The sequence below is a fragment of the Burkholderia metallica genome (assembly GCF_902832845.1).
In the GTDB taxonomy this organism is placed as follows: Bacteria; Pseudomonadota; Gammaproteobacteria; order Burkholderiales; family Burkholderiaceae; genus Burkholderia; species Burkholderia metallica.
This window is the reverse complement of sequence record NZ_CADFDB010000001.1, coordinates 950,829-973,250: the sequence shown is the minus strand read 5'-3', so window position 1 is coordinate 973,250 and position 22,422 is coordinate 950,829. Positions and strand designations below refer to the sequence as shown.

The 22,422-nt window shown below is 66.8% G+C and carries 21 protein-coding genes; 12 read left to right on the top strand and 9 right to left on the bottom strand.

Annotated elements, in window-relative coordinates; genetic code table 11:
• Window positions 1-92 precede the first annotated feature (92 nt).
• Both HWX08_RS04265 and shiA read right to left on the bottom strand, forming a co-directional pair.
• Window positions 93-1,394 (bottom strand): UDP-N-acetylglucosamine 1-carboxyvinyltransferase, encoded by a 1,302-nt coding sequence (locus HWX08_RS04265; RefSeq protein ID WP_174919443.1) that lies wholly within the window; start codon window positions 1,392-1,394, stop codon window positions 93-95.
• A gap of 223 nt (window positions 1,395-1,617) precedes the next feature.
• Window positions 1,618-2,925: a shikimate transporter gene (gene shiA / locus HWX08_RS04260; protein WP_069259904.1), complete on the bottom strand. Its 1,308-nt coding sequence runs from the start codon at window positions 2,923-2,925 to the stop codon at window positions 1,618-1,620.
• A 357-nt stretch (window positions 2,926-3,282) separates the two neighbouring features.
• Here shiA and HWX08_RS04255 point away from each other — a divergent pair, with 357 nt between their 5' ends.
• Window positions 3,283-4,410, top strand: a complete 1,128-nt coding sequence (locus HWX08_RS04255) for a 4-hydroxyphenylpyruvate dioxygenase family protein (RefSeq protein ID WP_069259905.1) — start codon at window positions 3,283-3,285, stop codon at window positions 4,408-4,410.
• 59 nt (window positions 4,411-4,469) lie between these two features.
• On the opposite strand, the gene HWX08_RS04250 is transcribed toward HWX08_RS04255, so the two are convergent.
• Together HWX08_RS04250 and HWX08_RS04245 are read right to left on the bottom strand one after the other, a co-directional pair.
• On the bottom strand, window positions 4,470-5,705 hold the full coding sequence (locus HWX08_RS04250) for an NADH:flavin oxidoreductase (protein ID WP_174919442.1): 1,236 nt from the start codon (window positions 5,703-5,705) through the stop codon (window positions 4,470-4,472).
• A gap of 156 nt (window positions 5,706-5,861) precedes the next feature.
• The gene (locus HWX08_RS04245; RefSeq protein WP_174919441.1) at window positions 5,862-6,245 is read right to left on the bottom strand and encodes a hypothetical protein; all 384 of its coding nucleotides are present in this window, start codon (window positions 6,243-6,245) and stop codon (window positions 5,862-5,864) included.
• Window positions 6,246-6,257: 12 nt separating this feature from the next.
• On the opposite strand from HWX08_RS04245, the gene HWX08_RS04240 reads away from it, so the two are divergent.
• Window positions 6,258-7,475, top strand: a complete 1,218-nt coding sequence (locus HWX08_RS04240; protein WP_069261137.1) for a DUF2252 family protein — start codon at window positions 6,258-6,260, stop codon at window positions 7,473-7,475.
• Window positions 7,476-7,504: 29 nt separating this feature from the next.
• Here the strand turns inward: HWX08_RS04240 and HWX08_RS04235 are convergent, their stop codons facing one another.
• The 4 genes from HWX08_RS04235 to HWX08_RS04220 form a co-directional block, all read right to left on the bottom strand.
• On the bottom strand, window positions 7,505-8,839 hold the full coding sequence (locus HWX08_RS04235; RefSeq protein ID WP_069259907.1) for a type II toxin-antitoxin system HipA family toxin: 1,335 nt from the start codon (window positions 8,837-8,839) through the stop codon (window positions 7,505-7,507).
• Window positions 8,840-8,841: 2 nt separating this feature from the next.
• Window positions 8,842-9,264, bottom strand: a complete 423-nt coding sequence (locus HWX08_RS04230) for a helix-turn-helix domain-containing protein (RefSeq protein WP_069259908.1) — start codon at window positions 9,262-9,264, stop codon at window positions 8,842-8,844.
• 152 nt (window positions 9,265-9,416) lie between these two features.
• The gene (gene ribBA, locus HWX08_RS04225; protein WP_174919440.1) at window positions 9,417-10,541 is read right to left on the bottom strand and encodes a bifunctional 3,4-dihydroxy-2-butanone-4-phosphate synthase/GTP cyclohydrolase II; all 1,125 of its coding nucleotides are present in this window, start codon (window positions 10,539-10,541) and stop codon (window positions 9,417-9,419) included.
• Window positions 10,538-11,476, bottom strand: coding sequence for an alpha/beta hydrolase (locus HWX08_RS04220; RefSeq protein WP_174919439.1), 939 nt, complete (start codon window positions 11,474-11,476; stop codon window positions 10,538-10,540). The genes ribBA and HWX08_RS04220 overlap by 4 nt, the downstream gene beginning before the upstream one ends.
• A gap of 281 nt (window positions 11,477-11,757) precedes the next feature.
• Here HWX08_RS04220 and HWX08_RS04215 point away from each other — a divergent pair, with 281 nt between their 5' ends.
• Window positions 11,758-12,948 carry a helix-turn-helix transcriptional regulator gene (locus tag HWX08_RS04215; protein WP_096475620.1) on the top strand — a complete coding sequence of 397 codons (1,191 nt, stop codon included), beginning with the start codon at window positions 11,758-11,760 and terminating at the stop codon, window positions 12,946-12,948.
• 173 nt (window positions 12,949-13,121) lie between these two features.
• On the opposite strand, the gene HWX08_RS04210 is transcribed toward HWX08_RS04215, so the two are convergent.
• Window positions 13,122-13,751: a TetR/AcrR family transcriptional regulator gene (locus HWX08_RS04210; RefSeq protein WP_174919438.1), complete on the bottom strand. Its 630-nt coding sequence runs from the start codon at window positions 13,749-13,751 to the stop codon at window positions 13,122-13,124.
• Between the two features lie 132 nt (window positions 13,752-13,883).
• Here HWX08_RS04210 and HWX08_RS04205 point away from each other — a divergent pair, with 132 nt between their 5' ends.
• The 9 genes from HWX08_RS04205 (at window position 13,884) to HWX08_RS04165 (ending at window position 22,421) form a co-directional block, all read left to right on the top strand.
• The gene (locus HWX08_RS04205; protein WP_069259913.1) at window positions 13,884-14,966 is read left to right on the top strand and encodes an alkene reductase; all 1,083 of its coding nucleotides are present in this window, start codon (window positions 13,884-13,886) and stop codon (window positions 14,964-14,966) included.
• Window positions 14,967-15,022: 56 nt separating this feature from the next.
• Entirely contained in the window at window positions 15,023-15,811 is a 789-nt protein-coding gene (locus HWX08_RS04200) for an SDR family NAD(P)-dependent oxidoreductase (RefSeq protein ID WP_107313034.1), read from the top strand.
• Window positions 15,812-15,848: 37 nt separating this feature from the next.
• Window positions 15,849-16,712, top strand: coding sequence for an alpha/beta fold hydrolase (locus tag HWX08_RS04195; protein ID WP_174919496.1), 864 nt, complete (start codon window positions 15,849-15,851; stop codon window positions 16,710-16,712).
• A 67-nt stretch (window positions 16,713-16,779) separates the two neighbouring features.
• Window positions 16,780-17,781, top strand: coding sequence for an NADP-dependent oxidoreductase (locus HWX08_RS04190; RefSeq protein ID WP_174919437.1), 1,002 nt, complete (start codon window positions 16,780-16,782; stop codon window positions 17,779-17,781).
• A 476-nt stretch (window positions 17,782-18,257) separates the two neighbouring features.
• A complete protein-coding gene (locus HWX08_RS04185) occupies window positions 18,258-19,274 on the top strand; it encodes a DNA-binding protein (protein ID WP_174919436.1) in 1,017 nt (338 codons plus the stop codon).
• 230 nt (window positions 19,275-19,504) lie between these two features.
• Window positions 19,505-20,134 carry a TetR/AcrR family transcriptional regulator gene (locus HWX08_RS04180; RefSeq protein ID WP_174919435.1) on the top strand — a complete coding sequence of 210 codons (630 nt, stop codon included), beginning with the start codon at window positions 19,505-19,507 and terminating at the stop codon, window positions 20,132-20,134.
• 236 nt (window positions 20,135-20,370) lie between these two features.
• Window positions 20,371-21,429 carry an NADP-dependent oxidoreductase gene (locus HWX08_RS04175; RefSeq protein ID WP_174919434.1) on the top strand — a complete coding sequence of 353 codons (1,059 nt, stop codon included), beginning with the start codon at window positions 20,371-20,373 and terminating at the stop codon, window positions 21,427-21,429.
• A 102-nt stretch (window positions 21,430-21,531) separates the two neighbouring features.
• The gene (locus HWX08_RS04170; RefSeq protein WP_069259918.1) at window positions 21,532-21,831 is read left to right on the top strand and encodes a putative quinol monooxygenase; all 300 of its coding nucleotides are present in this window, start codon (window positions 21,532-21,534) and stop codon (window positions 21,829-21,831) included.
• A gap of 134 nt (window positions 21,832-21,965) precedes the next feature.
• Entirely contained in the window at window positions 21,966-22,421 is a 456-nt protein-coding gene (locus HWX08_RS04165; RefSeq protein ID WP_069259919.1) for a (2Fe-2S)-binding protein, read from the top strand.
• The last annotated feature ends 1 nt before the right edge of the window (window position 22,422 follow it).

Below are 22,422 nucleotides of genomic sequence, written 5' to 3'. Positions count from 1 at the left end.
CGCCGATTGGCGGGCCGCCTGTCGAGGCGGCCGGAGGAAAGCGGAAGGAACGGAGGCGGTAGCGATGTCACGCGTACCGCCCCCGGGCAGCGTTACTCGCTGCTCGTCCATTCGACGTTCGCGCCGACCGAACGCAGGTTCTCGACGAAGTGCGGATGCGCGCGACGGATCGGCAGCGCGTTCATGATTTCCGAGCGGCCTTCGATACTCGCGGCCACCATCAGCAGCGCGATCGCGACGCGGATGATGTACGGGCTCTCGACGCGCGCCGGCGTCAATTGCAGCCCGCCGAACGTGATCAGCCGGTGCGGATCGGACAGCAGCACGTGCGCACCGAACTTCGACAGTTCGCCGGACCAGCCGAGCGCACCGTCGTAGACCTTGTTCCAGAACATCGCGCTGCCTTCCGCACGCACGCCGAGCGCGATGAAGATCGGCAGCAGGTCGACCGGCAGGTACGGCCACGGCGCGGCTTCGACCTTGGTGAGAATGTTCTGCGTGAACGGCCGGCGCACGCGCAGCGGGCCGTCGCGTTCCGCGCGCGACCAGCCGTCGCGGTGCGTGATGTGGACGCCGAACTTCGCGAACGTGCGGTCGATCAGCGGGAAGTGTTCGGGCGACGAGTTGCGCACCGTGATGTCGCCGCCGGTGATCGCGCCGAGCGCGAGGAACGTCGCGATCTCGTGGAAATCCTCGGCGAAGCGGAACTCGCCGCCGCCGAGCTTGCGGCCGCCCGTCACGCACAGCCGCGACGTGCCGATACCCTCGATCGCGACGCCGATCATCGCGAGGAACTGGCAGAACTCCTGCACGTGCGGCTCGGACGCGGCGTTCATCAGCGTCGACGTGCCGTTCGCGGCCGTCGCGCACAGCGCGAAGTTCTCGGTGGTCGTCACCGACGCGTAGTCGAGCCAGTGGTCGTTGGCCGTCAGCGGGCCGTCGGTGCGCACGATCAGCGAATCGGGCGTGCGCTCGATGTGCGCGCCGAAGCGCTCGAACACCTCGACGTGCGGATCGATCTCGCGCACGCCGAGCGTGCAGCCCTTCACGTCGTTCTCGAGACGCGCGACGCCGAAGCGCGCGAGCAGCGGCGGAATCAGCATGATCGACGAACGCATCGCTTCCGGCAGCCGGTGGACGGCCGGATCGAATCGGGTGTTGCGATGGTGGAGTTCGAGCAGGCCCGTCGTGAAGTCGACCGACACGTCGCTGCCGAGCGTGCGGAAGATGTCGAGGATCTTGCGTACGTCGGTGATGTCCGGCACGCCGACGAGGCGCAGCGGCTGATCGGTCAACAGGGTGGCGCACAGGATCGGCAGGACGGCGTTCTTGTTCGCGGACGGCTTGATGTCCCCGCGCAGCGGAGTGCCGCCGTGGACGATGAGATTCGACATGATATGGGGGCGTATCGGTGACTGACGTAGGCCCATATGATGCCATTGGTCGGCGGCCGGCGTGGAATGTTCGGAGGGGAAAAGGGGGAATCGGGGCGGGTAGCTGACGGTGTTTGACGTTGCGCTCGCGAGGCGGCGGGGCCATTGCCTGCCGCCTGCCGCGATCGGCCCGTGTGCGATGGCCGGCCGAAGGCCGGACCGGCCATCCGGCCAGGTCAGGTTGTTACCGCGCCGCGCGCATCCGCGCGGCGACCGCCAGCGAAATCAGGCAGCCCACCATGAGATAACCGGCGACGAGGTGCCACGAGCCGCCTGCCACGCTGACGAGGCCGACCGCGATGAACGGCGTGAACCCGCCGCCGACCACGCTCGCGAACTGGTAGCCGACGCCCGCGCCGCTATAGCGGTATTCGGCGCCGAACAGCTCGGTGAACAGCGGCTGCTGGACGCTTACGACCATGTCGTGCGCAGCGTTCGCCAGCAGAATCGAGAAGATCACGATCCACGCGATCGACCGCGCTTCCAGCGCGAGGAAGAACGGCACCGCCGACGCGACGCCGATCAGCGCGCCGATCAGGTAGATACGGCGCAGGCCGTAGCGGTCGGCCAGCCATGCGAAACACGGGATCGTCACGCAGCTCACCGCGCCCACCAGCAGACCGACGTTCAGGAACAGGTCGCGCGACATGCCGAGGTTCGTCGTCGAATAGCTGAGCGCGAACGCGGTGACGATGTACATCGTGAACAGTTCGGCAAGGCGCAACGCAACGATCAGCAGGAATGCCTTCGGATGGCGCGTCAGCGCTTCCAGCACCGGCAGGCGCAGCTTGCGGTTGCCGTGCTCGACCTTCTCGACGAATTCCTGCGATTCGTCCATGTTCTTGCGCACCCACAGCCCGATCAGCACCAGCACGATGCTGAACACGAACGGCAGGCGCCAGCCCCACGACTTGAACGCGGCCTCGCCGAGCGTGTGACTCAGGATCGACACGATGCCCGTGGCCAGCACGAGGCCGACGCCGTAGCCGACCTGCACGCCGCTGCTGTAGAACGCCTTCTTTTGCTTCGGCGCGCTTTCGACGGCCATCAGCGCCGCGCCGCCCCATTCGCCGCCGACCGCGAAACCCTGGATCGCGCGCATCAGCACCAGCAGCACGGGCGCCCACCAGCCGATCGTCGCGAACGTCGGCAGCAAGCCGATCGCGACCGTCGACAGCCCCATCAGCATCACGGTCAGCACCAGCATCCGCTTGCGGCCGAGCCGGTCGCCGTAGTGGCCGAACACGACACCGCCGAGCGGCCGGAACAGGAAACCGACGCCGAACGTCGCGAACGCCGCGAGCGTGCCCATCGTCGGGCTGACTTTCGGGAAGAACTCGGAATTGAAGACCAGCGCGGCGACGATTCCGTACAGCAGGAAGTCGTACCAGTCGACGACGGCGCCGACGAAGCTGCCGATCGCGGCCTTGCGAGCCTGGCTGCGGATGCGGGCACGCTGCGCGGCATCGAGGGTGTCGAAGGTTGGGGTCATGGCGATGTCTCCTGGCACGGCGCATCGAGGAATCGTGGCGGCGCCGCGTCCGATGCTGCATTGAAGTCGATGAGTGAACGGAGAATAGGGCGCGCGCCGCACGGCGGCAATTGGCCAATCGGACAGAGTGCGCGATTATCGTTCAAGTTCGTGCGATTATCGAACGATTTCCGGGTTTGCACTAGGCGGCGTGGCGATATCCCGTTTGGCCAGGGTGTGCCGCCGTGAACGATTTGGTTAAAATCTGCTGCATTGAAAACTCGCCCGTCCGGGGCGGATGCACGGTCGCCACCCCGGCCGCGCATCCCGCACGCGACGGGCGCCGTCCCCATCGACCGCATGCCTCCGGAGACTGGAATGCCCGGCAATTCCCACCCCCTGTCCAGCGATACGCCGCCCGTTGCCGATCCGGTTGCCAATCCGCTCGGGATGGCCGGCCTCGAATTCGTCGAATTCGCGGCGCCCGTGCCGGAAGCGCTCGCGCAGCGCTTCGAGCAGTTCGGGTTCAAGGCGATCGCGCGGCACGTCAGCAAGAACGTCACGCTCTACCGGCAAGGGCAGATGCATTTCCTGATCAACGCCGAGCCCGATTCGTTCGCCGCGCGCTACGCGGAGGAATACGGGATGGGCGTGTGCGCGATCGGGCTGCGCGTGGCTAGCGCCCGGCGCGCGTTTGAGCGGGCGATCGAGCTCGGCGCGTGGGCATTCGAGGGCGAGAAGGTGGGGGTCGGCGAGCTGAAGATCCCGGCGATCCAGGGCATCGGCGATTCGCACCTCTATTTCGTCGACCGCTGGCGCGGGCGCGGCGGCCAACGCGGCGGCGTCGGCGACATCTCGATCTTCGACATCGATTTCCGGCCGATCGACATCGCGACCGCGCATACCGATCTGGACTGCGTGGGTGTCGGGCTCCAGCAGGTCGATCATTTCACGCAGACGGTCGGTGCGGGGCGCATGCAGGAGTGGCTGGATTTCTACCACGACCTGCTGCATTTTCGCGAGATCCACGAAATCGACGCGCACTGGCACGTGTCGGAAGAGTCGCGCGTGATGGTGTCGCCGTGCGGCGCGGTGCGGATTCCGGTCTACGAGGAAGGCACGCGTCGCACCCAGCTGATGCACGCGTACTTGCCCGACCATCCGGGCGAGGGCGTGCAGCACGTCGCGCTGGCTACCGACGACATCCTGTCCTGCGTCGATGCGCTGCGTGCGAACGGCGTCGAGTTCATCGAGCCGCCGGCCCGCTATTACGACGACGTCGACGCGCGGCTGCCCGGGCACGGCGTGGATCTCGACGCGCTGCGCCGGCGCGCGGTGCTGGTCGACGGCGAGGTCGGCAAAGACGGCGTGCCGCGCCTGTTCTTCCAGACCTTCGTCAAGCGCCGTCCCGGCGAGATCTTCTTCGAAATCGTGCAGCGCAAGGGGCACCACGGGTTCGGCGAAGGGAATCTCGCCGCGCTCGCCCGCGCACGCGACGCCGGCTGAACCGCGCGGGCGCCGGCGCCCGCATCAGGCGTCATGCGTGACACGTGTCACGCCGAGCCTCATGCGCCCGCGGCCGGCACGCGGTTCGGCGCGGGGTCGTTCGGCTCGCGCAGCACGCACGCGGTGCCGCCCGGCGTGTACATCGACACGACACAGCGGTTGCACGACGTGCAGCCCGAGCGCGCGAGCCGGCCGTCGCGCAGCCCGTTGACGAATTCCGGCTCGAACACGAGCGCGCGGGCGAGCGCGACCGCGTCGAACCCTTCGCGCATTGCCAGCTCGACGTTTTCGCGCGAACGTATGCCGCCGAGGTAGGCGAGCGGCATCCGGACGGCCGCGCGCACCTTCTTCGCGTGCTCGAGGAAATACATCTCGCGAAACGCGCCCATTTTCGGCTCGGTGAGCTTTTGCAGCGCCATCGCGGCGCGCACGATCGCGTTGTCGGCGTTCGCGCGCGCGTCGCCGGGCAACGGGCTGCCGAACAACTGCCACACCGATTCGACGTTCATCCCGCCGCTGAGCACGAGCAGGTGCGCGCCTTCGGCTTCGAGTCGCCGCGCGGTTTCGCATGCGTCGTCGGCCGTGGCGCCGCCGCGTACGCCTTCGGTCACGCCGATCTTGCAGACGACGGCGAGGTCGCGGCCCACCGCATCGAGCACGCGGCGCAGCACGTCGACCGGGAACGCGGCACGCCGCGCCGCATTTCCGCCGTACGCATCGCGGCGGCGGTTGTACAGCGGCGACAGGAACTGGCTGAGAAGATAACCGTGCCCCATGTGGATCTCGACCGCGTCGAAGCCCGCGTTGCGCGCATGGCGTGCGGCCTGCGCGAATTCGTCGGCGACGGCCGACATCTGATCGCGCGTCATCGCCTGCTTCAGAAAGCGGCCGCTCATCACGCCGACCTTGTTGAAGCCGCCCGATGCACTCAACGGCCGTCGGGTCGACAGCGACGGCAGGAACGTGAAGCAGCCGCCGTGCGTGATCTGCGCGGATGCGGCGGCGCCGTGCCGATGGACGGCATCGGTCAGCGCGCGGAACTGGCGAACCGTCGGCACGTCGAGCCGCGCCTGGTCGACGAACGTGCGGCCGTCGTCGCTGATCGCGCAGTACGCGACGGTCGTCAGCGCGGCGCCGCCTTCCGCGATGCGTTCGTGGAAGCGCACGAGCGCGCGCGACGGCACGCCGTTCGGCGTCATGCCCTCGTTGGTGGCGGACTTGATCAAGCGGTTGCGCAGCGTCAGCGGGCCGATCTGCAACGGGCTGAACGCGGTGGACGGTTCGGTGGGTTCCATGTCGGGCGGGCGTCGGGAATGGGCGTGGCGCTCATTGTGCGCAACCCGCATCGCCGCGCATCGTCCAGGTGGATGGCCCGCCCGCCAACGTGCGGCCGGCGGCCCGGCGCGGCTGCGGTGGTTGACGGTTGGGCCCGGTGCCGTGCCACACTGCGACTATGCGCGAAGATTGCTACCCGCCGGTCGATCCGTTCGCTTACGGGCGCCTTGCAATTGCGCGGCCGGGCCCACGACGGACTTCTGCGGGACGGAAAACAGCGGCTCGACCGCCTCGCATGGATCGAACCTGTCCCGACCAAGTCCAGACTGGTCGTCCCGATCCACGGCTGCCGCGACATCGGCAGCCAGGCGATCGCGCCGCAAGCCCATCATCGGCGTTGGCCGGCGAGCCGCGTTGCCATTGTGGTGATCATCGCGATCGTCGAAACCGAAGGGCACGGCGGCCTGCGGCATGCCTGCATACGCGATGCGGCCTGTTTGCGCGCACGCCTCGCCGACGGGCATCGCGACGAAGCGACAAGCCGCCCACCACAAGAACATTTGGAGAACCGCATGACCAGCCCGTCGCGATCGAAGCAAAAGCGCCTGCCGAAACCCACCGAGCGCCAGGCGATCCTCACAGCACTGCGCCGCCGGAAGATGGCGCGTTCGCCGCACGCGTACGTGCGCGGCAATACGGCCCGGTTCTACGAATGGCTCGTCGAAACCAACGGCAGCGCGCTGCCGCACGGGCCGTCGATCTGGATCTGCGGCGATTGTCATACCGGGAACCTCGGCCCGGTTGCGAACAGTGAAGGGAAGATCGACGTGCAGATCCGGGATCTCGACCAGACGGTCGTCGGCAATCCCGTTCACGACCTGATCCGTCTCGGGCTTTCGCTGGCGACGGCGGCGCGCGGGTCCGCGCTGGCGGGCCTGACGATCGTGCACATGATGGAGGCGATGACGGCCGGTTATGCGTCGGCATTCGGCGGCCGCAGCGCGAAGCTGCCCGGGCGCCCCGAACCGGTCCACCTCGTGATGAAGCAGGCCATGCGCCGCTCGTGGCGGCAGCTCGCCGTCGAACGGATCGAAGGGCTCGCGCCGACGATTCCGCTCGGCCGCCGCTTCTGGCCGCTCGGCGCGAAGGAAGCGCGTGCGATCGGCAAGCTGTTCGACGACGACGCGATCGCGACACTCGCCACGAGCCTCAAGGGCCGCAACGACACGGGCCGGGTCGACGTGCTCGACGCGGCGTACTGGGTGAAAGGCTGCAGTTCGCTCGGGCGGCTGCGGTATGCGGTGCTGCTCGATATCGACGGCGACGTGAGCGACGGCGACGACCTGTGCCTGATGGACATCAAGGAGGGCGTGACGGCGGCCGCGCCGCGCGACGAAACGGCCGCGATGCCGCGCGACAACGCCGAACGCGTCGTGGAGGGCGCGCGGCATCTGTCGCCCGCGCTCGGCGAGCGGATGCGGGCCGCGCGCCTGCTCGATCGCGCGGTCGTGATTCGCGAACTGCTGCCGCAGGACCTGAAGCTCGACATCGACCTGCTCGCCGAGGACGATGCGCGCGACGTCGCGCGCTATCTCGGCGCTGTAGTCGGCGCCGCCCACGCGCGCCAGATGGACAAACCGACGCGCGCGGCCTGGCGCGCCGAACTCGGCCGCAACCGCCCGAAGACGATCGACGCGCCGATGTGGCTGTGGAACAGCATCGTCCAGCTCGTGAGCAGCCACGAAGCGGGGTATCTCGAACATTGCCGGCGCTTCGCCGCGGGCGAGTAGCCTGACCGCGCCGTGCGCGACGGCCGAGGCTACCCGGCGATGCGCAGCTTGACGCTCTGCCGGCGCATGCCGTCGAAGATCGCGTCCGCGACGTCCGCCGGAAAATCCGCCGGAATCTGGGCGGTGGCTTCGGCGATCGCGGGTTCCGTGCGCGCGACGACGGCCGCCATCGCGGCGCGCACGTCGTCTTCGGTCAGGCCGACGCGCCGGCCCTGCGCGATCCAGTGGCGCGGCTGGATCTCGCCGATCACGTAATGCCGGTTCTTCCCGCACACGGCCATCGCGAGCCGCGCACGGCGCGGCGGCAGCTGGTTGCGACGCGTGCCGATGATCGGATGCGCGGACAGCACGTCGTACAGCGGCGTGCTGCGATACGTGTTGCCCGGCAGGTGCGTGATGCTGAAGTTCTTCGCATGGCCGTCGATGGCCGCCAGCACCCAGAACACGAGCTGCGCGACGAAGAAATTCATCCGGTCGTGCGCGGCGTCGGCCGAATTCGCGAGGATGCCCATGATCGTGTCGATGCCGGGGCCGCCGTCGGATTCGTATTTCGTGCCCGCCGGCGTGCCGGTCGCCTGGCACATGTCCTCCTGCGGCAGCCGCAGGATCCAAGTGCGGTCGCGCGAAGCGCGCCGGTCGAAGCGCTCGACGATCAGCGCCTTCTGGTCGTCGAACCGGCCGATCGCGCACGGCGCGACCGGCAGGCCGTACGCGGCGACGAGCTTCGAGCACAGCCATTCGTTTTCGACGGAGGTCCGCATGTCGGCCTGCATGTTCCCGACGCGCCCGAGCGGCAGCTTGAAGATATGCGTCGTCGGCGTGCTGCCCGACGGCCGCAGCCAGCGGTTTCCCTGACGCAGCAACGCTGTCTTTTCCTGCGCGCCGGCAATCGACAGGCGCAGGTCGCTTTCCGGCTCCGCGCGGCCCGGCAGCGGCGTGGCGGTCGCGTGGCGGAGCACGTCGGCGACGGCCGCGTCGTCGAGTATCTCGCCGTCGATCGTCTGGAGATCGACGGGCGTTTCGCCGGGCGGCAGCATCTGGATCGCGCCGACGCAATCGCGGCCGATCGATGCGAGCAACTCGAACGGCGCCGTCGAGCGGAGCCGGTAACGCTGCGCGATGCGACGGCGAATCGGTTCGCTGTCCGGCAGCAGGTTGTCGAAATAATCTGCGACGATCGCGCCCTGGTGCGGCTGGTTGCCGGGCGTGAAGGGCAGCGACAGCGACAGCGGCCGCCCTTGGCGGTCGTCGAGCCAGTCCGGCAGGTAGACGAGACGCTCGACGCCGCGCCGGACTTCCCAGTAGCCGACCGGAATGCCGTTCATCCACAGGTCGAGCCGGTCGTGACGGGCACGCGTGGCCATCGTCACCAGTCCTCGCGCTGCGACGCCCGCGGCTTGGCAGGTGCGGCGGTTGCGGACCGCTTGCGGGTGGCGCCGGTCCCGGGGGGGGCCGCCTTGACGGTGGGCGTGGTGCCGCGCATCGCTGCCGGCGTGCGTTTGCGCGCGGTTGGTTGGGAAGCCGCCGCCGCGGCATCAGGCGCGGGATCGGCCGATACCGCCGACAGGTCCTGCCCGGCCAGCGCGAGCGTCATGTGAACGCCGAGCGTATTCAGCACCTTGAAGAGCCGCTCGATGCTGACCGCCGACGGGTTGGCTTCGAGCTGCGCGTAGGATTGCTGCGTGACGCCCAGGCGGGCGGCCAGTTGTGCCTGCGTAAGCCCCGCGGCTTTCCGGAAGCCGACGAGTATCGGGCGCAGCTGGGTCAGGGTCTGGATCGGAAAGTCCATCGGGCGCTCCACGGGACGACAGGCGATCGTTTGTCATCGAAAAATACAGTCTATGGCATGTATCGACAAAATACAAACCAAAGCCTGTATTGACCAAAAACAAACGATAGCCTGTCAACCGGAGCGCCCGCCGGTCCCCCTGCGTCAACGCGTCACGCTGCCCGCAGCGGGTTCGCGTGCGTGCCTCGCACGCTTTCCGGATCGTCGTCGCCGAGCGGAATGAACGCCATGATCTCCAGGTCGTGTCCCGACAGGGCGGGCAGCCGGAACGGGCTCGACAGCACGTTCAGCCGCCGCACGCCGAGCTCGCGCAGGATCTGCGAGCCGATCCCCGTCACGCGCCCGTCGCGGCGCGCAGGGCCGGCCGGCATCCGCATCGCGTCGCCGCGCATGTCGCAGTCGAGCAGCACCGCCACCCCGCAGCCGGCCGCGTCGATCCGTTGCAGCGCGGCGTGCAGCGGCCACGAATGCGCGGACGGCTCCGCATCGAGCAGGTCGAGCAGCGAATGGCATTCGTGCACGCGCGTCAGCACCGGCGTCGACGGGTCGGGCTCGCCGCGCACGAGCGCGAGATGCGGCGCGCCGTGCACGGTGTCGCGATACTCGATCGCGCGGAATCGTCCCCACGGCGTATGCAGCGGCCGCTCGCCGACGCGTTCGACGAGCGATTCGTGTTCGCGGCGGTAGTGGATCAGGTCGGCGATCGTGCCGATCTTCAGCCCGTGCTGCGCGGCAAACGCCTTCAGATCGGGCAGCCGCGCCATCGTGCCGTCGTCGTTCATCACCTCGCAGATCACCGACGCGGGTGTGAGCCCGGCGAGCGCCGCGAGATCGCAGCCGGCCTCGGTATGCCCGGCGCGCACCAGCACGCCGCCCGGGCGCGCGGCGATCGGGAACACGTGGCCGGGCTGGACGAGATCGTCCGGGCGGGCGCCGGCCCGCACCGCCGTGCGGATCGTATGCGCACGATCGGCCGCCGAAATGCCGGTCGTCACGCCTTCGGCCGCCTCGATGCTGACGGTGAACGCGGTGCCGAACGGCGTGCCGTTGCAATCGGCCATCGGCGGCAGCCGCAACCGCTCGCAGTGCGCCGCGGTCAGCGTCAGGCAGATCAGCCCGCGCCCGAAACGCGCCATGAAATTGATCGCGTCGGGCGTCACGTGATCGGCCGCGATCACGAGATCGCCTTCATTCTCGCGATCCTCTTCGTCGACGAGCAGGACCATCCGGCCCGCACGCAACTCGTCGACGATCTCCAGCGTGCCGGCGAGCGTCATCGTGCCTCCGTCGCGTCGAACGCACGGCGCAGCGCGTCGGCCCCGAAGCTCAGCACGCGGTCGGCCGCATCGATCGCGCCGAGCATGCTCGCGAAACCGTGAAGCTGGCCCGGCCAGCGCACGAGCGTCACCGGTGTGCCGGCCTGCGCGAGCCGCAGCGCATACGCTTCGGCTTCGTCGCGCAGCGGATCGAATTCGGCGCTGACGATCGTCGCCGGCGCCGCGCCCGCGACATCCGGGGCGGCGAGCGGGCTCGCAAGCGGCGACGCGCGATCGGCGCCGTCGTCGAAATAGTGGTGCTTGAACCAGCGCATCATCTCCGCCGTCGGGAAGTAGCCGCTGCCGAGCGTTTCGTACGACGGATGCTCGGTCGCGCAATCGACGACCGGGTACAGCAGCAACTGGTGCCCGATCGCGATGCCCGAGCCGCGCAACTGCAGCGCGGCGACTGCCGCCAGATTGCCGCCCGCGCTATCGCCGGCGACCGCCACCGCGCCGGCGCGTGCGCCGAGATCGCGCGCACTGGCGGCGGCCCAGCGCACGGCGTCGCAGGCGTCGTGCGCGGCGGCCGGAAAGCGCGCCTCGGGCGCGAGCCGGTAGTCGACCGACAGCACGAGCGTGCGCGCACGCGCCGCGAGGCTGCGGCACAGGTTCGCATGCGAATCGATGCCGCACGACACGAAGCCGCCGCCGTGGAAAAACACGGTCAGCGGCAACGGCCCGTCGGCAGCAGGCCGATACAGCCGCGCCGCCAAACGGCGGCCCGACGCGGGAATCTGCCAGTCCTCTTCGGCGGCGACGGCATCGCCCGCGGCGAATGCGCCGCCGGCGGCAAGGCTCGCGCGATACGCGGGAACGGTGAGCTGGGCGAAGTCGATCGCGGGTGCCTGGGCGAACGCGGCGAGCAGCGCCTGCGCCTGTGGGTCGAGCGGCATGGGGACTCCTGTCTGAATCGGATGCGGTTTGAATCAGGTAAACCCGTGTCGCGGTTTTCCCTGAGTCCGCGCCGGACGCTTGCCGGCACGGCCTGACGGGCATTCCAGCGCAGCAGGCACGACGCCACATCACCCGATCGGACGATGGTCGGTTCGTCCGAATGGCCAATTCTCACCATTCAGTAAATCTCCCGATGACGCGCGAATTTAGACGCGTCTTAATCATGGCGGCGCGATTGGGTCGCGCCGGAAACATGTCGTATGGAGGATGGAGCGTGCTGATGGAGACGAGATGGGCTCCGCAAGAGAGCCAGGCAACCAGTGACGAGGCCGACATCGGCGTCGCGGATTTCAGCGAGCTGATGGCGCGCATCTATCAGGGGCCGCTGGAGACGCCGCCGTGGGCCGGTGCGCTCGAACTGGTGCGCCGCTGGCTGCAGGCGAATTACGTGACGCTGATCCTGCGCGCGGCTGCGAGCGATCGCCGCGCGCCGCTGTCCGTGCACGCGTCGGAGTTCGGCCCGGTCGTTCCGGGCGACGGCGAGGCGTCGTACAACAACTACTACTATTCGCTCGACCCGTTCGTCGGCCTGCCGGCCGATCGCGTGGTCACGGTCGACGACGTGTTCGGCGACACGGGCTGGCTGTCGAGCGAGCTGTACAAGCAGTTCCTGAAGCCGCAGGACGTGCGCTACATCCTCGGCGCCGACCTGCGCACGCCGTCGGGCGTCGAGTGCCGCTTCCGCGTGTGCCGCAACCATGCGTCGAAGCAGTTCTCCGCGCGCGACAAGGCGATCTGCGCGTTGCTGCTGCCGCATCTGAAGCGCGCGGTGGAACTGCATTCGCGGCTCGACACGGCGGAGGTCGAGCGTTCGATCTATGCGAACGCGATCAACCGGATGCAGATCGGCACGATCACGCTCGACGAGAACGGCACGATCATCGACCTGAACAGCGTAGCCGACGAGATCCTCAAGCAGAACAACGGTCTGACGATTGCCCGCGGCACTATCGAGGCGACCGACGCACAGGAGAACCGTACGCTGAAGCGGCTGATCCGCCACGCGGTGATGGGGCACCACGGCACGGCCGCGGCGACTGTCGAAGCGATGCCGATCACGCGCAGTTTCGACAAGCCGCGCCTCGGGCTGCTGGTGCGCACCGTGCTGCTGTCCGACTGGTCGGAGGACAACAAGCGGCGGCCGGCCGTCACGCTGTTCCTGCGCGATCCCGACCGCAAGCCGCAGGGCGCGCAGGAAATCATCCGCAAGCTGTTCGACCTGACGCCCGCCGAGACGTCGCTCGCGCTGCTGCTGACGAACGGGCTGACGCTCGAGGAAGCGGCCGAGGAGTCGGGGATCAGCAAGAACACCGCGCGCACGCATCTGCGCGCGATCTTCTCGAAGACGGGCGTCACGCGCCAGGCGACGCTCGTGCGGATTCTGCTCGGGAGCGTGGTGCCGCTAGGGTAAGCGGCTCACCATGTCGATTCATCGGAACCGGCCATATTCGTCCGGCGAACCATCGACAGCGGTCAACGCGTTGCGTGCCGCGTGTCGGTGTGCCGTCAGGAATCGGTGATTAGAGACATCCCCCGTTCCGTGAAATGCAAAGTCGTCCAGTACGCGGCTATCGGCGCCCCATGTCACGTTTGCTTAGCGGGGCTGTGGTTACCATGATCGTGCGCCGGTTCGCGTGCTGTCGCCGACGGCCCCAGTGTCGCGAGAATCTTGTCGCGGCATACCGTCAGGATTTCGTCGGCCAGTTGAGAGTCATCCGGGCACGCCCGCGACAACACAATCGCGCCAACCGCATGCGCCATGATGTCGAGGCAGTTGGCTCGGGCCTCGGCCGAGTCTGCACCGTCTGACGAATCACGTTCTCGGACCAACGCCGCCAGCAGTCTTTCGATGCCGTCCGCGAATGTGGCCCGGACCGCTTCAGGTTGACGTGCGGCATCCCCGCCCAGCGCTGCCATCGTGCAGCCGGTTGCGCGTGAGTCGCGGTGCTCGCGCGCGAGATACAGCCGCACGAACTCCGACGGGTCCACACCAGCGGTCAGCGCGACGGTCTGCGCCATGCCGCAGGCCGCCGATTCCGCCATCAGATCGGTCTTTGAGCGGAAGTGCTTGTAGAAGCCGCCGTGGGTGAAACCAGCTGCGCCCATCAGATCCGCCACTCCGACCCCATCAAAACCGCGCTCCCTGAACAGCGTCGACGCTGTTTCAACAACGTGGGCCCGATTGGCCTGGGCCTGTGCCTTGGTGACTTTCACTTTTCCTCTCCGTGGGCGCGTTCCTGTCAGATGGCCTGACTATACATTGATGTTGATCGTCATCAAAGTATTGACACGTTAGATTATGGTCGTCATCATTGAGCCATTCCCACCATTCGACGCTGGAACGACATGTCAGAGAAATCGCTTTTCGAGCCGTACGCCCTCGGTGGCCTGACGCTCACCAATCGCATCGTCATGGCACCGTTGACTCGCAACCGTGCCGGCGCCGGGCTGGTGCCCAGCGAGCTTGCCGCAACCTACTACGCGCAGCGCGCGTCGGCCGGCCTGATCATCACCGAGGCCACTCAGGTTTCGGCCCAGGCTCAGGGCTATCAGGACACGCCGGGCCTGTACACGCCGGAGCAGGTCGCTGGCTGGCGGAAGGTCACGGACGCCGTCCATGCGAAGGGCGGACGCATCTTCGTGCAGCTCTGGCATGTGGGCCGCGTCTCGCACACCGACCTGCAACCTGGCGGTACGGCGCCGGTCGCGCCTTCCGCCATCCGCGCCGAAACGAAGACTTTCGTCAATAACGGCTTTGCCGACGTGTCCGAGCCGCGCGCGCTGGAACTGGCCGAGCTGCCGGGCATCGTGAACGACTTTCGACAGGCTGCGGCCAACGCGATTGCCGCCGGTTTCGACGGCGTGGAAATTCACGGCGCCAACGGATATCTGCTGGAACAGTTCATCAAGGACGGGGCCAACCATCGCACCGACGACTACGGCGGCTCGATCGAGAACCGTGCGCGCCTGCTGCTCGAAGTGGTCGCCGCCGTGGTCAAGGAAATCGGCGCAGAGCGCACGGGCGTGCGCATCTCGCCCGTTTCGCCGGCCAACGGCATTTCCTGCAGCGATCCGCAAGCGCAGTACGACTACGTCGCCGAACAGCTCAGCGCGCAGGGCATCGTCTATCTGCACGTGGTCGAAGGCGCGACTGGCGGCCCACGCGATGTTGCGGCATTCGACTATGACGCGCTGCGTCGCCGTTTCAGGCAGACCTATCTGGCCAACAACGGCTACGACCTGGAATTCGCCACCACTCAACTCAAAGAGGGCAGAGCCGACTTGTTCGCGTTCGGCCGTCCGTTTATCGGCAACCCGGACCTGGTCGAACGCCTGAAGCACGGCGCACCCCTGACGCAGTTCAACCCGGCGACGCTCTATGGCGGCGGCGCGGTGGGTTACATCGATTACCCGACGATTTCCGGCTAAGGCTCGCGCTCCTGATCGAGCCTCCGCCAGAAGAACCCTTGCAAAGGAAAGTACCCATGACCACGCTTCCGACAGTCCTCATCACCGGCGCCTCCAGCGGCATCGGTGCCACCTACGCCGAGCGCTTCGCTCGGCGTGGCCATGACCTCGTTCTCGTCGCCCGCGACAAGGCGCGACTCGATGCGTTGGCAGCGCGCCTGCGGGAGGAAACCGGTGTGGCGGTAGACGTGCTGCAGGCCGACCTGACCCAGTCCACCGATCTGTCCGCGCTCGAGGCTCGTCTGCGCGATGACGATCGAATAGGAATTCTGATCAACAATGCCGGCGTGGCTCAGTCGGGCGGCTTGCTGCAGCAAACCCCTGAAAGCATCGAACACCTGATCACGCTCAACACGACGGCGCTGACGAGGCTCGCAGCGGCGGTCGCGCCACGCTTCGTGCAGGCCGGTAACGGCTCGATCGTCAACATTGGCTCGGTGGTAGGTTTCGCGCCCGAGTTCGGCATGTCGATCTACGGCGCGACCAAGGCATTCGTGCTGTTCCTGTCGCAGGGCCTGAATCTCGAGTTGTCGCCCAAGGGGGTTTACGTGCAGGCCGTCCTGCCGGCGGCGACGCGCACGGAGATCTGGGAGCGCGCCGGGGTCGACGTGAACACGCTGCCCGAGGTGATGGAGGTGGGCGAGTTGGTTGATGCCGCACTGATCGGGTTCGACCGTCGCGAACGGGTCACGATCCCGCCGCTCCACGTAGCTGGGCGGTGGGACGCGCTGGATGGCGCTCGCCAGGGACTGCTATCGGACATTCGACAGGCACACGCGGCCGAGCGTTATCAGCTCCGCGCCTGACCATTCAATGCTGACGCGCGCAGTCGAAGAGTGAATGATGAAGAGCATCAACCCGGACACCCAATCGACGACGTCGTATGCGCGGGCACCGAACAAGTTCGTCAACGCGGCTGGAACCCGGTTCGCCTACCGTGAACTGGGTCCGCACGGCGGCATTCCTTTGGTTTTGCTGAACCATTGGGGCGCCGTGCTGGACAACTTCGACCCGCGCATCGTCGATGGCTTGGCTCAGAAACATCGCGTCATCGCCATCGACTATCGAGGAATTGGCTTATCCGGTGGCGTCGCGCCCGTGACCGTGGACGAAATGGCGCGCGACACCATCGCGCTGATTCGCGCAATGGGTTTCGATCGAGTCGATCTGCTCGGCTTCTCGCTTGGCGGCTTCGTCGCGCACGACGTGGCGCTCAAGGCACCGGGCCTGGTGCGCAAGCTCATACTCACTGGCACGGGCCCCGCCGGCGGTCACGGGATTGATCGTGTGGGCGCCGTGTCCTGGCCACTCATGCTCAAAGGCCTGCTGACGCTGCGCGATCCGAAGGCGTATCTGTTCTTCACGTCGACAACCAACGGCCAGCGCGCGGCAAGCGCCTTCTTGAAACGGTTGAAGGAACGTGAGGCTGGCCGCGACAAGGGGCCGACACCTCGCGCCTTCCTTCGTCAACTCAAGGCGATCAAGGCGTGGGGCCAGCAAGCGCCACAGGATCTCGCCAGCCTGCCCATGCCTGTCCTGATCGCCAATGGGGATAACGACATCATGGTGCCCACCGCGCTCAGCCACGATATGGGCCGCCGCATCCCCCAGGCGCAACTCGTCATTTATCAGGACGCCGGCCACGGCGGAATCTTCCAGCATCACACCAGCTTCGTACCCATGGCACTGGAATTTCTATCGGAATGAACACCTTGTGGACCAGAGGCGTATGAAGTTTCTCGCGAATACAACGCACCATCGGAGCAAGTGCAACATGAAAGCACTCACATTCAAGCGCTATGGCAAATCACCCGAGATCGGGTTCGCCGAAGTGCCGCGCCCCACGCTCGAGCCCGACGAACTGCTGGTCGAGGTTCACGCCGCGGGGGTGAACCCGATCGACAACATGATTCCAACGGGAATGTTCAAACCCGTCTTGAAGGTCCAACTGCCCGCGACCATCGGCAGCGATCTGGCCGGCATCGTGATCGATGTCGGCAGCCGCGTCACTCGCTTCAAGAAAGGCGACGCCATCTTTGCAAGTCTGTTCGACCTTGGAAGAGGATCTATCGCAGAGTACGCAGTGGTACCGGAGAGCGCTGCAGCCCCGAAACCGGTCAACCTGGACTTCGTGCAGGCCGCCTCGGTCCCAATGGTCGGCCTCACTTCATGGCAAGCACTGAAGGAGCGTGCCAATCTTCAGCCGGGTCAGAAGGTGTTCATTCCTGCGGGGTCCGGCGGTATTGGAACGTTTGCGATCCAACTGGCCAAATATTTCGGCGCCAAGGTGGGAACCAATACCAGCACGGGTAATATCCCGTTGGTGAAAAGCCTGAGCGCGGACGAAGTAATCGACTACAAGAAGCAAGCGTTCGAGAAAGTGCTGCGCGACTACGATGTGGTGCTTGGCACGATTAGAGGTGACGCGGTTGAAAAATCGGTAGGAATCTTGAAGCAGGGCGGGAAGATCGTCTCTCTTATCGGTCCGCTGGACGCAGCGTTCGCCCGTGCTCGCGGGCTGAACTTCGTCCTGAAGTTTGTATTCGGTCTGATGAGCCGCAAGATCATGCGCCTTGCGAGGAAGCGGGATGTCACCTACTCATTTCTCTTCGTACGCCCCGACGGCGCTCAACTTGCCGAGATCGGCAAACTGCTCGAATCCGAACGTATCCATCCTGTGATTGACAAGGTGTTTCCGTTTGAACAAGCAAAGGAATCGCTTGAGTACCTAGCGCAAGAACGCGCGAAGGGTAAAGTCGTGGTCAAGGTCAAGTAAGGTCCGCCACGCTCGAAATTCGTCCGTGCGACGGCGACACGTCGCGTTCCGCACGATTGAGGGTGCGACGAAAAGCATCGCTTCCTGCATACGCTCGCCGCTTCTCGCGGATGCGCGCGAACTCTCCTGCTCCTCACGCTCCCCGGCGCGGATGTACTCATCCCTCAGCGCGTTGACAGTTTGATTTTCCATGACGAAGACCGGGCGAGGAGGGAGGCGGAAGCCTCCTCGACTATATGGCAATGCGGCGCTGCGTCCCGCGATTCGAGGCGGCCGCGCGTTCATCGTACGAGCCGCCCGTAGGCATGGTTACAAAGCAATTACAAGATCGTGCAAATGGACGCTTCGATTCCACATGCCATGCCAACCGCCAGTCATCTCGACATTATAGAAATAATGTCAAATTAATCGCTCGGTAGAATTGGATATTTAACGGTTTACGTTATATTATTTACGAAATTTCCACCGAGTCCGCCATGTCCGATCTCGCCGCCGACGAATCCCGCCTGATCGCTGAAATCGAGCGCCTCAAGGCCGACTTCCCGAAAACTCGCGAGCTGTACCGCGAAGCCTGCGCGCTGCTGTTTTTCCGCTTCGGCATCACGCCGACCGCGAACCGCCTGTACCAGCTCGTTCGCAAGGGCAGCATGAGCACGCCGACGGCCGTCCTCGGCGAGTTCTGGGCCGAGCTGCGGGAAAAGAGTCGCGTGCGCATCGAGCATCCCGACCTGCCGGCCGATCTGCAGGCGGCCGCCGGTGAACTCGTTGCCGCGCTGTGGAATCGGTCGAGCACCGCCGCGTCGGCCGCGCTCGATGCGCTACGCGCGGAGGTCGAAGCCGAGCGGGCGGCGGCGCATGCGGACGTGGCGACGCTGCGGGCAGAACTGGCCCGCACCGAAGCCGCGCTGGAGCAACGCACGGCCGCACTGCTGGCCGCGCAGGTGCGCATTCAGGAACTGGAGCAGGCGAGGGCGGCAGACGGCGCATCGCGACAGGCGCTGCAAGCGGAGCTCGAACGCCTCGCGGCCGACAACGCGGAAGGCGACCGCGCACTCTCGCAGGCGCGTGCGGATTTCACCGCCCAGCTCGACCGGCTGCGCGATGACGCCGGCCGGGCCGAGGAACGCTTGCGCGCGTCGGAGAAACGGGCGCTTCAGGAGATCGATCGCGAGCGGCTTGCAGCCGCACGGCTGCAAAAGGAACTCGACGCGATGACATCGCGCAGCGAGCAGCGCGATGCGCAGCAGCGCAAAGACGTGGCGGCATTACAGGCGCAACTGGGCGATGCGCTGCATCGATGCGGCGTGCTTCAGGGGCAGCTCGACGGCACGCGGGCGGCCGACGCGGCGCGCAGCAAGGAACTCGAGACGCTGCGGCGCGAGATGGCGGTGCTCGCGCGCCGGGCGCCGCTGCGGGGCGCCAAGGCAGCGCCTGCCGCGGAGCGGGACGAGCGGAGGGCGCGTACGCGAGCGTCGCCGACTGGGCCGCGTTGACGGCGTTGAACCTGATCGAGCGGACTGCGATCCCGTCGTTGCGAATGGGGCGCGTACGCGGCGCCGGCCGCGGCGAACGACGACCGCCGGCCGGATTGCCGTCGCCGCCGCAGGAAGCCGGCATACCGACGCGCATTTGGGCACCCGGCGGGGATCGGGTAAAGTGCCGCTCAACATGCCGGATCGACGTTACTAGACGACCGGTCTAATCGTTGCTAACATACGCCATCATGAATGCATCTTCAGGCGCGGAAGTCCGCCAGCACATCCTGGATATCGCGAAGCCGATCATGCTCCACAAGGGGTTTTCGGCGGTCGGTCTGAACGAGATTCTCGCTGCGGCGGGCATCCCGAAGGGCTCGTTCTACCATTACTTCGGCTCGAAAGAGGCATTCGGCGAAGCGCTGCTCGAATCGTATTTCGACGGCTATCTCGCGCATCTCGACAACCTGCTCAAGCAACAGGCCGGCACGGGCGCCGAGCGTCTGATGACGTACTGGCGCAACTGGCTGCACACGCAATGCGCGGACGATCCGGAAGGCAAGTGCCTCGCGGTGAAGCTCGGCGCGGAAGTGTCGGACCTGTCGGAATCGATGCGCACGGTGCTGCGGCAGGGCACGAGCCAGATCATCGAGCGGCTCGCGGGCGGCATCGAGGCCGGGCTGGCCGACGGCTCGCTGAGCGGGGTCGCCGATCCGTCGTACACGGCCGCGATCCTCTACGAGTTGTGGCTGGGCGCGACGCTGCTGGAAAAGATTCACCGCAACCGCAAACCGCTCGAAAGGGCGATGGTCGAAACACGGCGCATGCTGAACCTGCCACCGATCGAGCCCATCGAGCCGGGCAGTACGCAGTCGTAATCCGGGCGCGCGTCGGCGCGCCTTGTTTTTACCTTCAATCTAGACGACTGGTCTACTCAAATTCGCATGACGAACGTGCCACGCCGCGTTACGCTGTCCCGATCGATTCACCCGCACGCATACGCAGTTGCGACGACCTGGGCGCCGACGCTGTCGCCCGCGTGCGTCTTCTGCTGATCCATCCCTGATCCGCTCGTGCCCACGAAGCACGTCCATTCCTGTTGACGGAGGCTCACATGCCGCAAAGCAAGACCGCAAACCGCCAGATCATCCTGAATTCGCGCCCGGTCGGCGCGCCGACGCCGGACAACTTCCGCACCGAATCCGGCGCCGTGCCGACGCCCGGCGCCGGCCAGGTGCTGCTGCGCACGGTCTGGTTGTCGCTCGATCCGTACATGCGCGGCCGGATGAGCGACGCGCCGTCCTATGCGCCGCCCGCCGAACTCGGCCAGCCGATGGTCGGCGGCACGGTCAGCCAGGTCGTGTCGTCGAACCTGCCGGCGTTCCGCGAAGGCGATCTCGTCGTGGCCGGGGCCGGCTGGCAGGACTATGCGCTGTCCGACGGCCGCGACCTGATTCCGCTCGGCCGCGATTTCGCGCATCCGTCGTATGCGCTCGGCGTGCTCGGCATGCCGGGCTTCACCGCCTATACGGGCCTGCTGAAGATCGGCGAGCCGAAGGCCGGCGAAACCGTGGTCGTCGCGGCGGCGAGCGGTGCGGTCGGCGCGGTGGTCGGCCAGATCGCCAGGCTGAAGGGCTGCCGCGTGGTCGGCGTCGCGGGCGGCGCCGACAAGTGCGCGTACGTGACCGAAACGCTCGGCTTCCACGCATGCGTCGACCATCGCGACCCGGCGTTCGCCGCGAAGCTGAAGGACGCGTGCCCCAACGGCATCGACGTCTATTTCGAGAACGTCGGCGGCGCCGTGTTCGACGCGGTGTGGCCGCTGCTGAACGACCATGCGCGCGTGCCGGTGTGCGGGATCATCGCGCATTACAACGACGCAGCCTACGACGACAAGGCCGTGTCGACCGGCCGTGACCGCGTGCCGGCGCTGATGGGCACGATCCTGCGCAAGCGCATCCGGATGCAGGGTTTCATCATCCTGGATCACTATGCAACGGGCTATGCACCGTTCATGAAGGAAATGGGCGAGTGGGTCGCGCAGGGCAAGGTGAAGACGCTCGAGGACGTCGTCCCGGATCTCGCCGATGCACCGGAAGCACTGATTGGCTTGCTCGCCGGCAAAAATTTCGGCAAGGTCGTCGTGCGCGTGGGCCCGGACGAACTGGCCTGACACGACCGTACCGGCTTGCAGTACCGAACGGCCGCGTGCCGGCATCGCCATGACGCCGGCGCGCGGCCTTCCCGATTTCGTTGTTTCGACAGGAGTGACAAGATGGCGCTTCACGTGATTGCTTCGCTGTTCGTGAAACCCGAATACGCGCAGGCCGCCGAGGACGAACTGCGCAGCATGGTCGGCAAGACGCGCGCCGAACCGGGCAACCGGCGCTACGATCTGTTCCGCGAGCAGGGCGGCTCGCCCAACCTGCATCTGTACGAAATCTACGACGACCAGGCCGCGTTCGACGCGCACCTCGCGAGCCCGTATTTCGTCGAATTCCGCACGAAGTCGGCCGACTGGTTCACGGCGCCGCCGGTCATCAAGGCGCTGTCGGGCATCGACGTCGCCGAGTAACCCTGCAATCTCCGTCGCGGCCCGGCTCCCACCCGGGCCGCGCGGCATCCGCCGCACGACGTGCGGCGGCGATGACGACACGACGCGGCGCATCGTACGCGCCGTTCCCCCAATACACCGGCCCCGGAGGCTGAATGATCACCCTCAATATCAACGGCGAAGCCCGCTCGGTCGACGCCCCCGACGACATGCCCTTGCTCTGGGTGCTGCGCGACGTCGTCGGCCTCACCGGCACGAAGTTCGGCTGCGGGATCGCGCAATGCGGCGCGTGCACCGTGCATCTCGATGGCGTCGCCGCGCGCTCGTGCGTGCTGCCGGTCGCCGCCGTCGCGGGCCGCAAGATCACGACGATCGAAGCCGTCGGAGCGACGCCGGCCGGCCACAAGGTCCAGCAGGCATGGCGCGAGCTCGACGTCGTCCAGTGCGGCTACTGCCAGTCGGGACAGGTGATGGCCGCCACCGCGCTGATCGCATCGAACCCGAACCCGAGCGATGCCGACATCGACGCCGCGATGGCCGGCAATATCTGCCGCTGCGGCACCTACCACCGGATTCGCGCGGCCGTGAAGCAAGCCGCGAAGGAGGCGTGAC

Bases quoted from the DNA above. Each gene is read 5' to 3' on its own strand.
- HWX08_RS04265 (WP_174919443.1), bottom strand. From the start codon at position 1,394: ATGTCGAATCTCATCGTCCACGGCGGCACTCCGCTGCGCGGGGACATC.
- shiA (WP_069259904.1), bottom strand. From the start codon at position 2,925: ATGACCCCAACCTTCGACACCCTCGATGCCGCGCAGCGTGCCCGCATC.
- HWX08_RS04255 (WP_069259905.1), top strand. From the start codon at position 3,283: ATGCCCGGCAATTCCCACCCCCTGTCCAGCGATACGCCGCCCGTTGCC.
- HWX08_RS04250 (WP_174919442.1), bottom strand. From the start codon at position 5,705: ATGGAACCCACCGAACCGTCCACCGCGTTCAGCCCGTTGCAGATCGGC.
- HWX08_RS04245 (WP_174919441.1), bottom strand. From the start codon at position 6,245: ATGTTCTTGTGGTGGGCGGCTTGTCGCTTCGTCGCGATGCCCGTCGGC.
- HWX08_RS04240 (WP_069261137.1), top strand. From the start codon at position 6,258: ATGACCAGCCCGTCGCGATCGAAGCAAAAGCGCCTGCCGAAACCCACC.
- HWX08_RS04235 (WP_069259907.1), bottom strand. From the start codon at position 8,839: ATGGCCACGCGTGCCCGTCACGACCGGCTCGACCTGTGGATGAACGGC.
- HWX08_RS04230 (WP_069259908.1), bottom strand. From the start codon at position 9,264: ATGGACTTTCCGATCCAGACCCTGACCCAGCTGCGCCCGATACTCGTC.
- ribBA (WP_174919440.1), bottom strand. From the start codon at position 10,541: ATGACGCTCGCCGGCACGCTGGAGATCGTCGACGAGTTGCGTGCGGGC.
- HWX08_RS04220 (WP_174919439.1), bottom strand. From the start codon at position 11,476: ATGCCGCTCGACCCACAGGCGCAGGCGCTGCTCGCCGCGTTCGCCCAG.
- HWX08_RS04215 (WP_096475620.1), top strand. From the start codon at position 11,758: ATGGAGACGAGATGGGCTCCGCAAGAGAGCCAGGCAACCAGTGACGAG.
- HWX08_RS04205 (WP_069259913.1), top strand. From the start codon at position 13,884: ATGTCAGAGAAATCGCTTTTCGAGCCGTACGCCCTCGGTGGCCTGACG.
- HWX08_RS04200 (WP_107313034.1), top strand. From the start codon at position 15,023: ATGACCACGCTTCCGACAGTCCTCATCACCGGCGCCTCCAGCGGCATC.
- HWX08_RS04195 (WP_174919496.1), top strand. From the start codon at position 15,849: ATGAAGAGCATCAACCCGGACACCCAATCGACGACGTCGTATGCGCGG.
- HWX08_RS04190 (WP_174919437.1), top strand. From the start codon at position 16,780: ATGAAAGCACTCACATTCAAGCGCTATGGCAAATCACCCGAGATCGGG.
- HWX08_RS04185 (WP_174919436.1), top strand. From the start codon at position 18,258: ATGTCCGATCTCGCCGCCGACGAATCCCGCCTGATCGCTGAAATCGAG.
- HWX08_RS04180 (WP_174919435.1), top strand. From the start codon at position 19,505: ATGAATGCATCTTCAGGCGCGGAAGTCCGCCAGCACATCCTGGATATC.
- HWX08_RS04175 (WP_174919434.1), top strand. From the start codon at position 20,371: ATGCCGCAAAGCAAGACCGCAAACCGCCAGATCATCCTGAATTCGCGC.
- HWX08_RS04170 (WP_069259918.1), top strand. From the start codon at position 21,532: ATGGCGCTTCACGTGATTGCTTCGCTGTTCGTGAAACCCGAATACGCG.
- HWX08_RS04165 (WP_069259919.1), top strand. From the start codon at position 21,966: ATGATCACCCTCAATATCAACGGCGAAGCCCGCTCGGTCGACGCCCCC.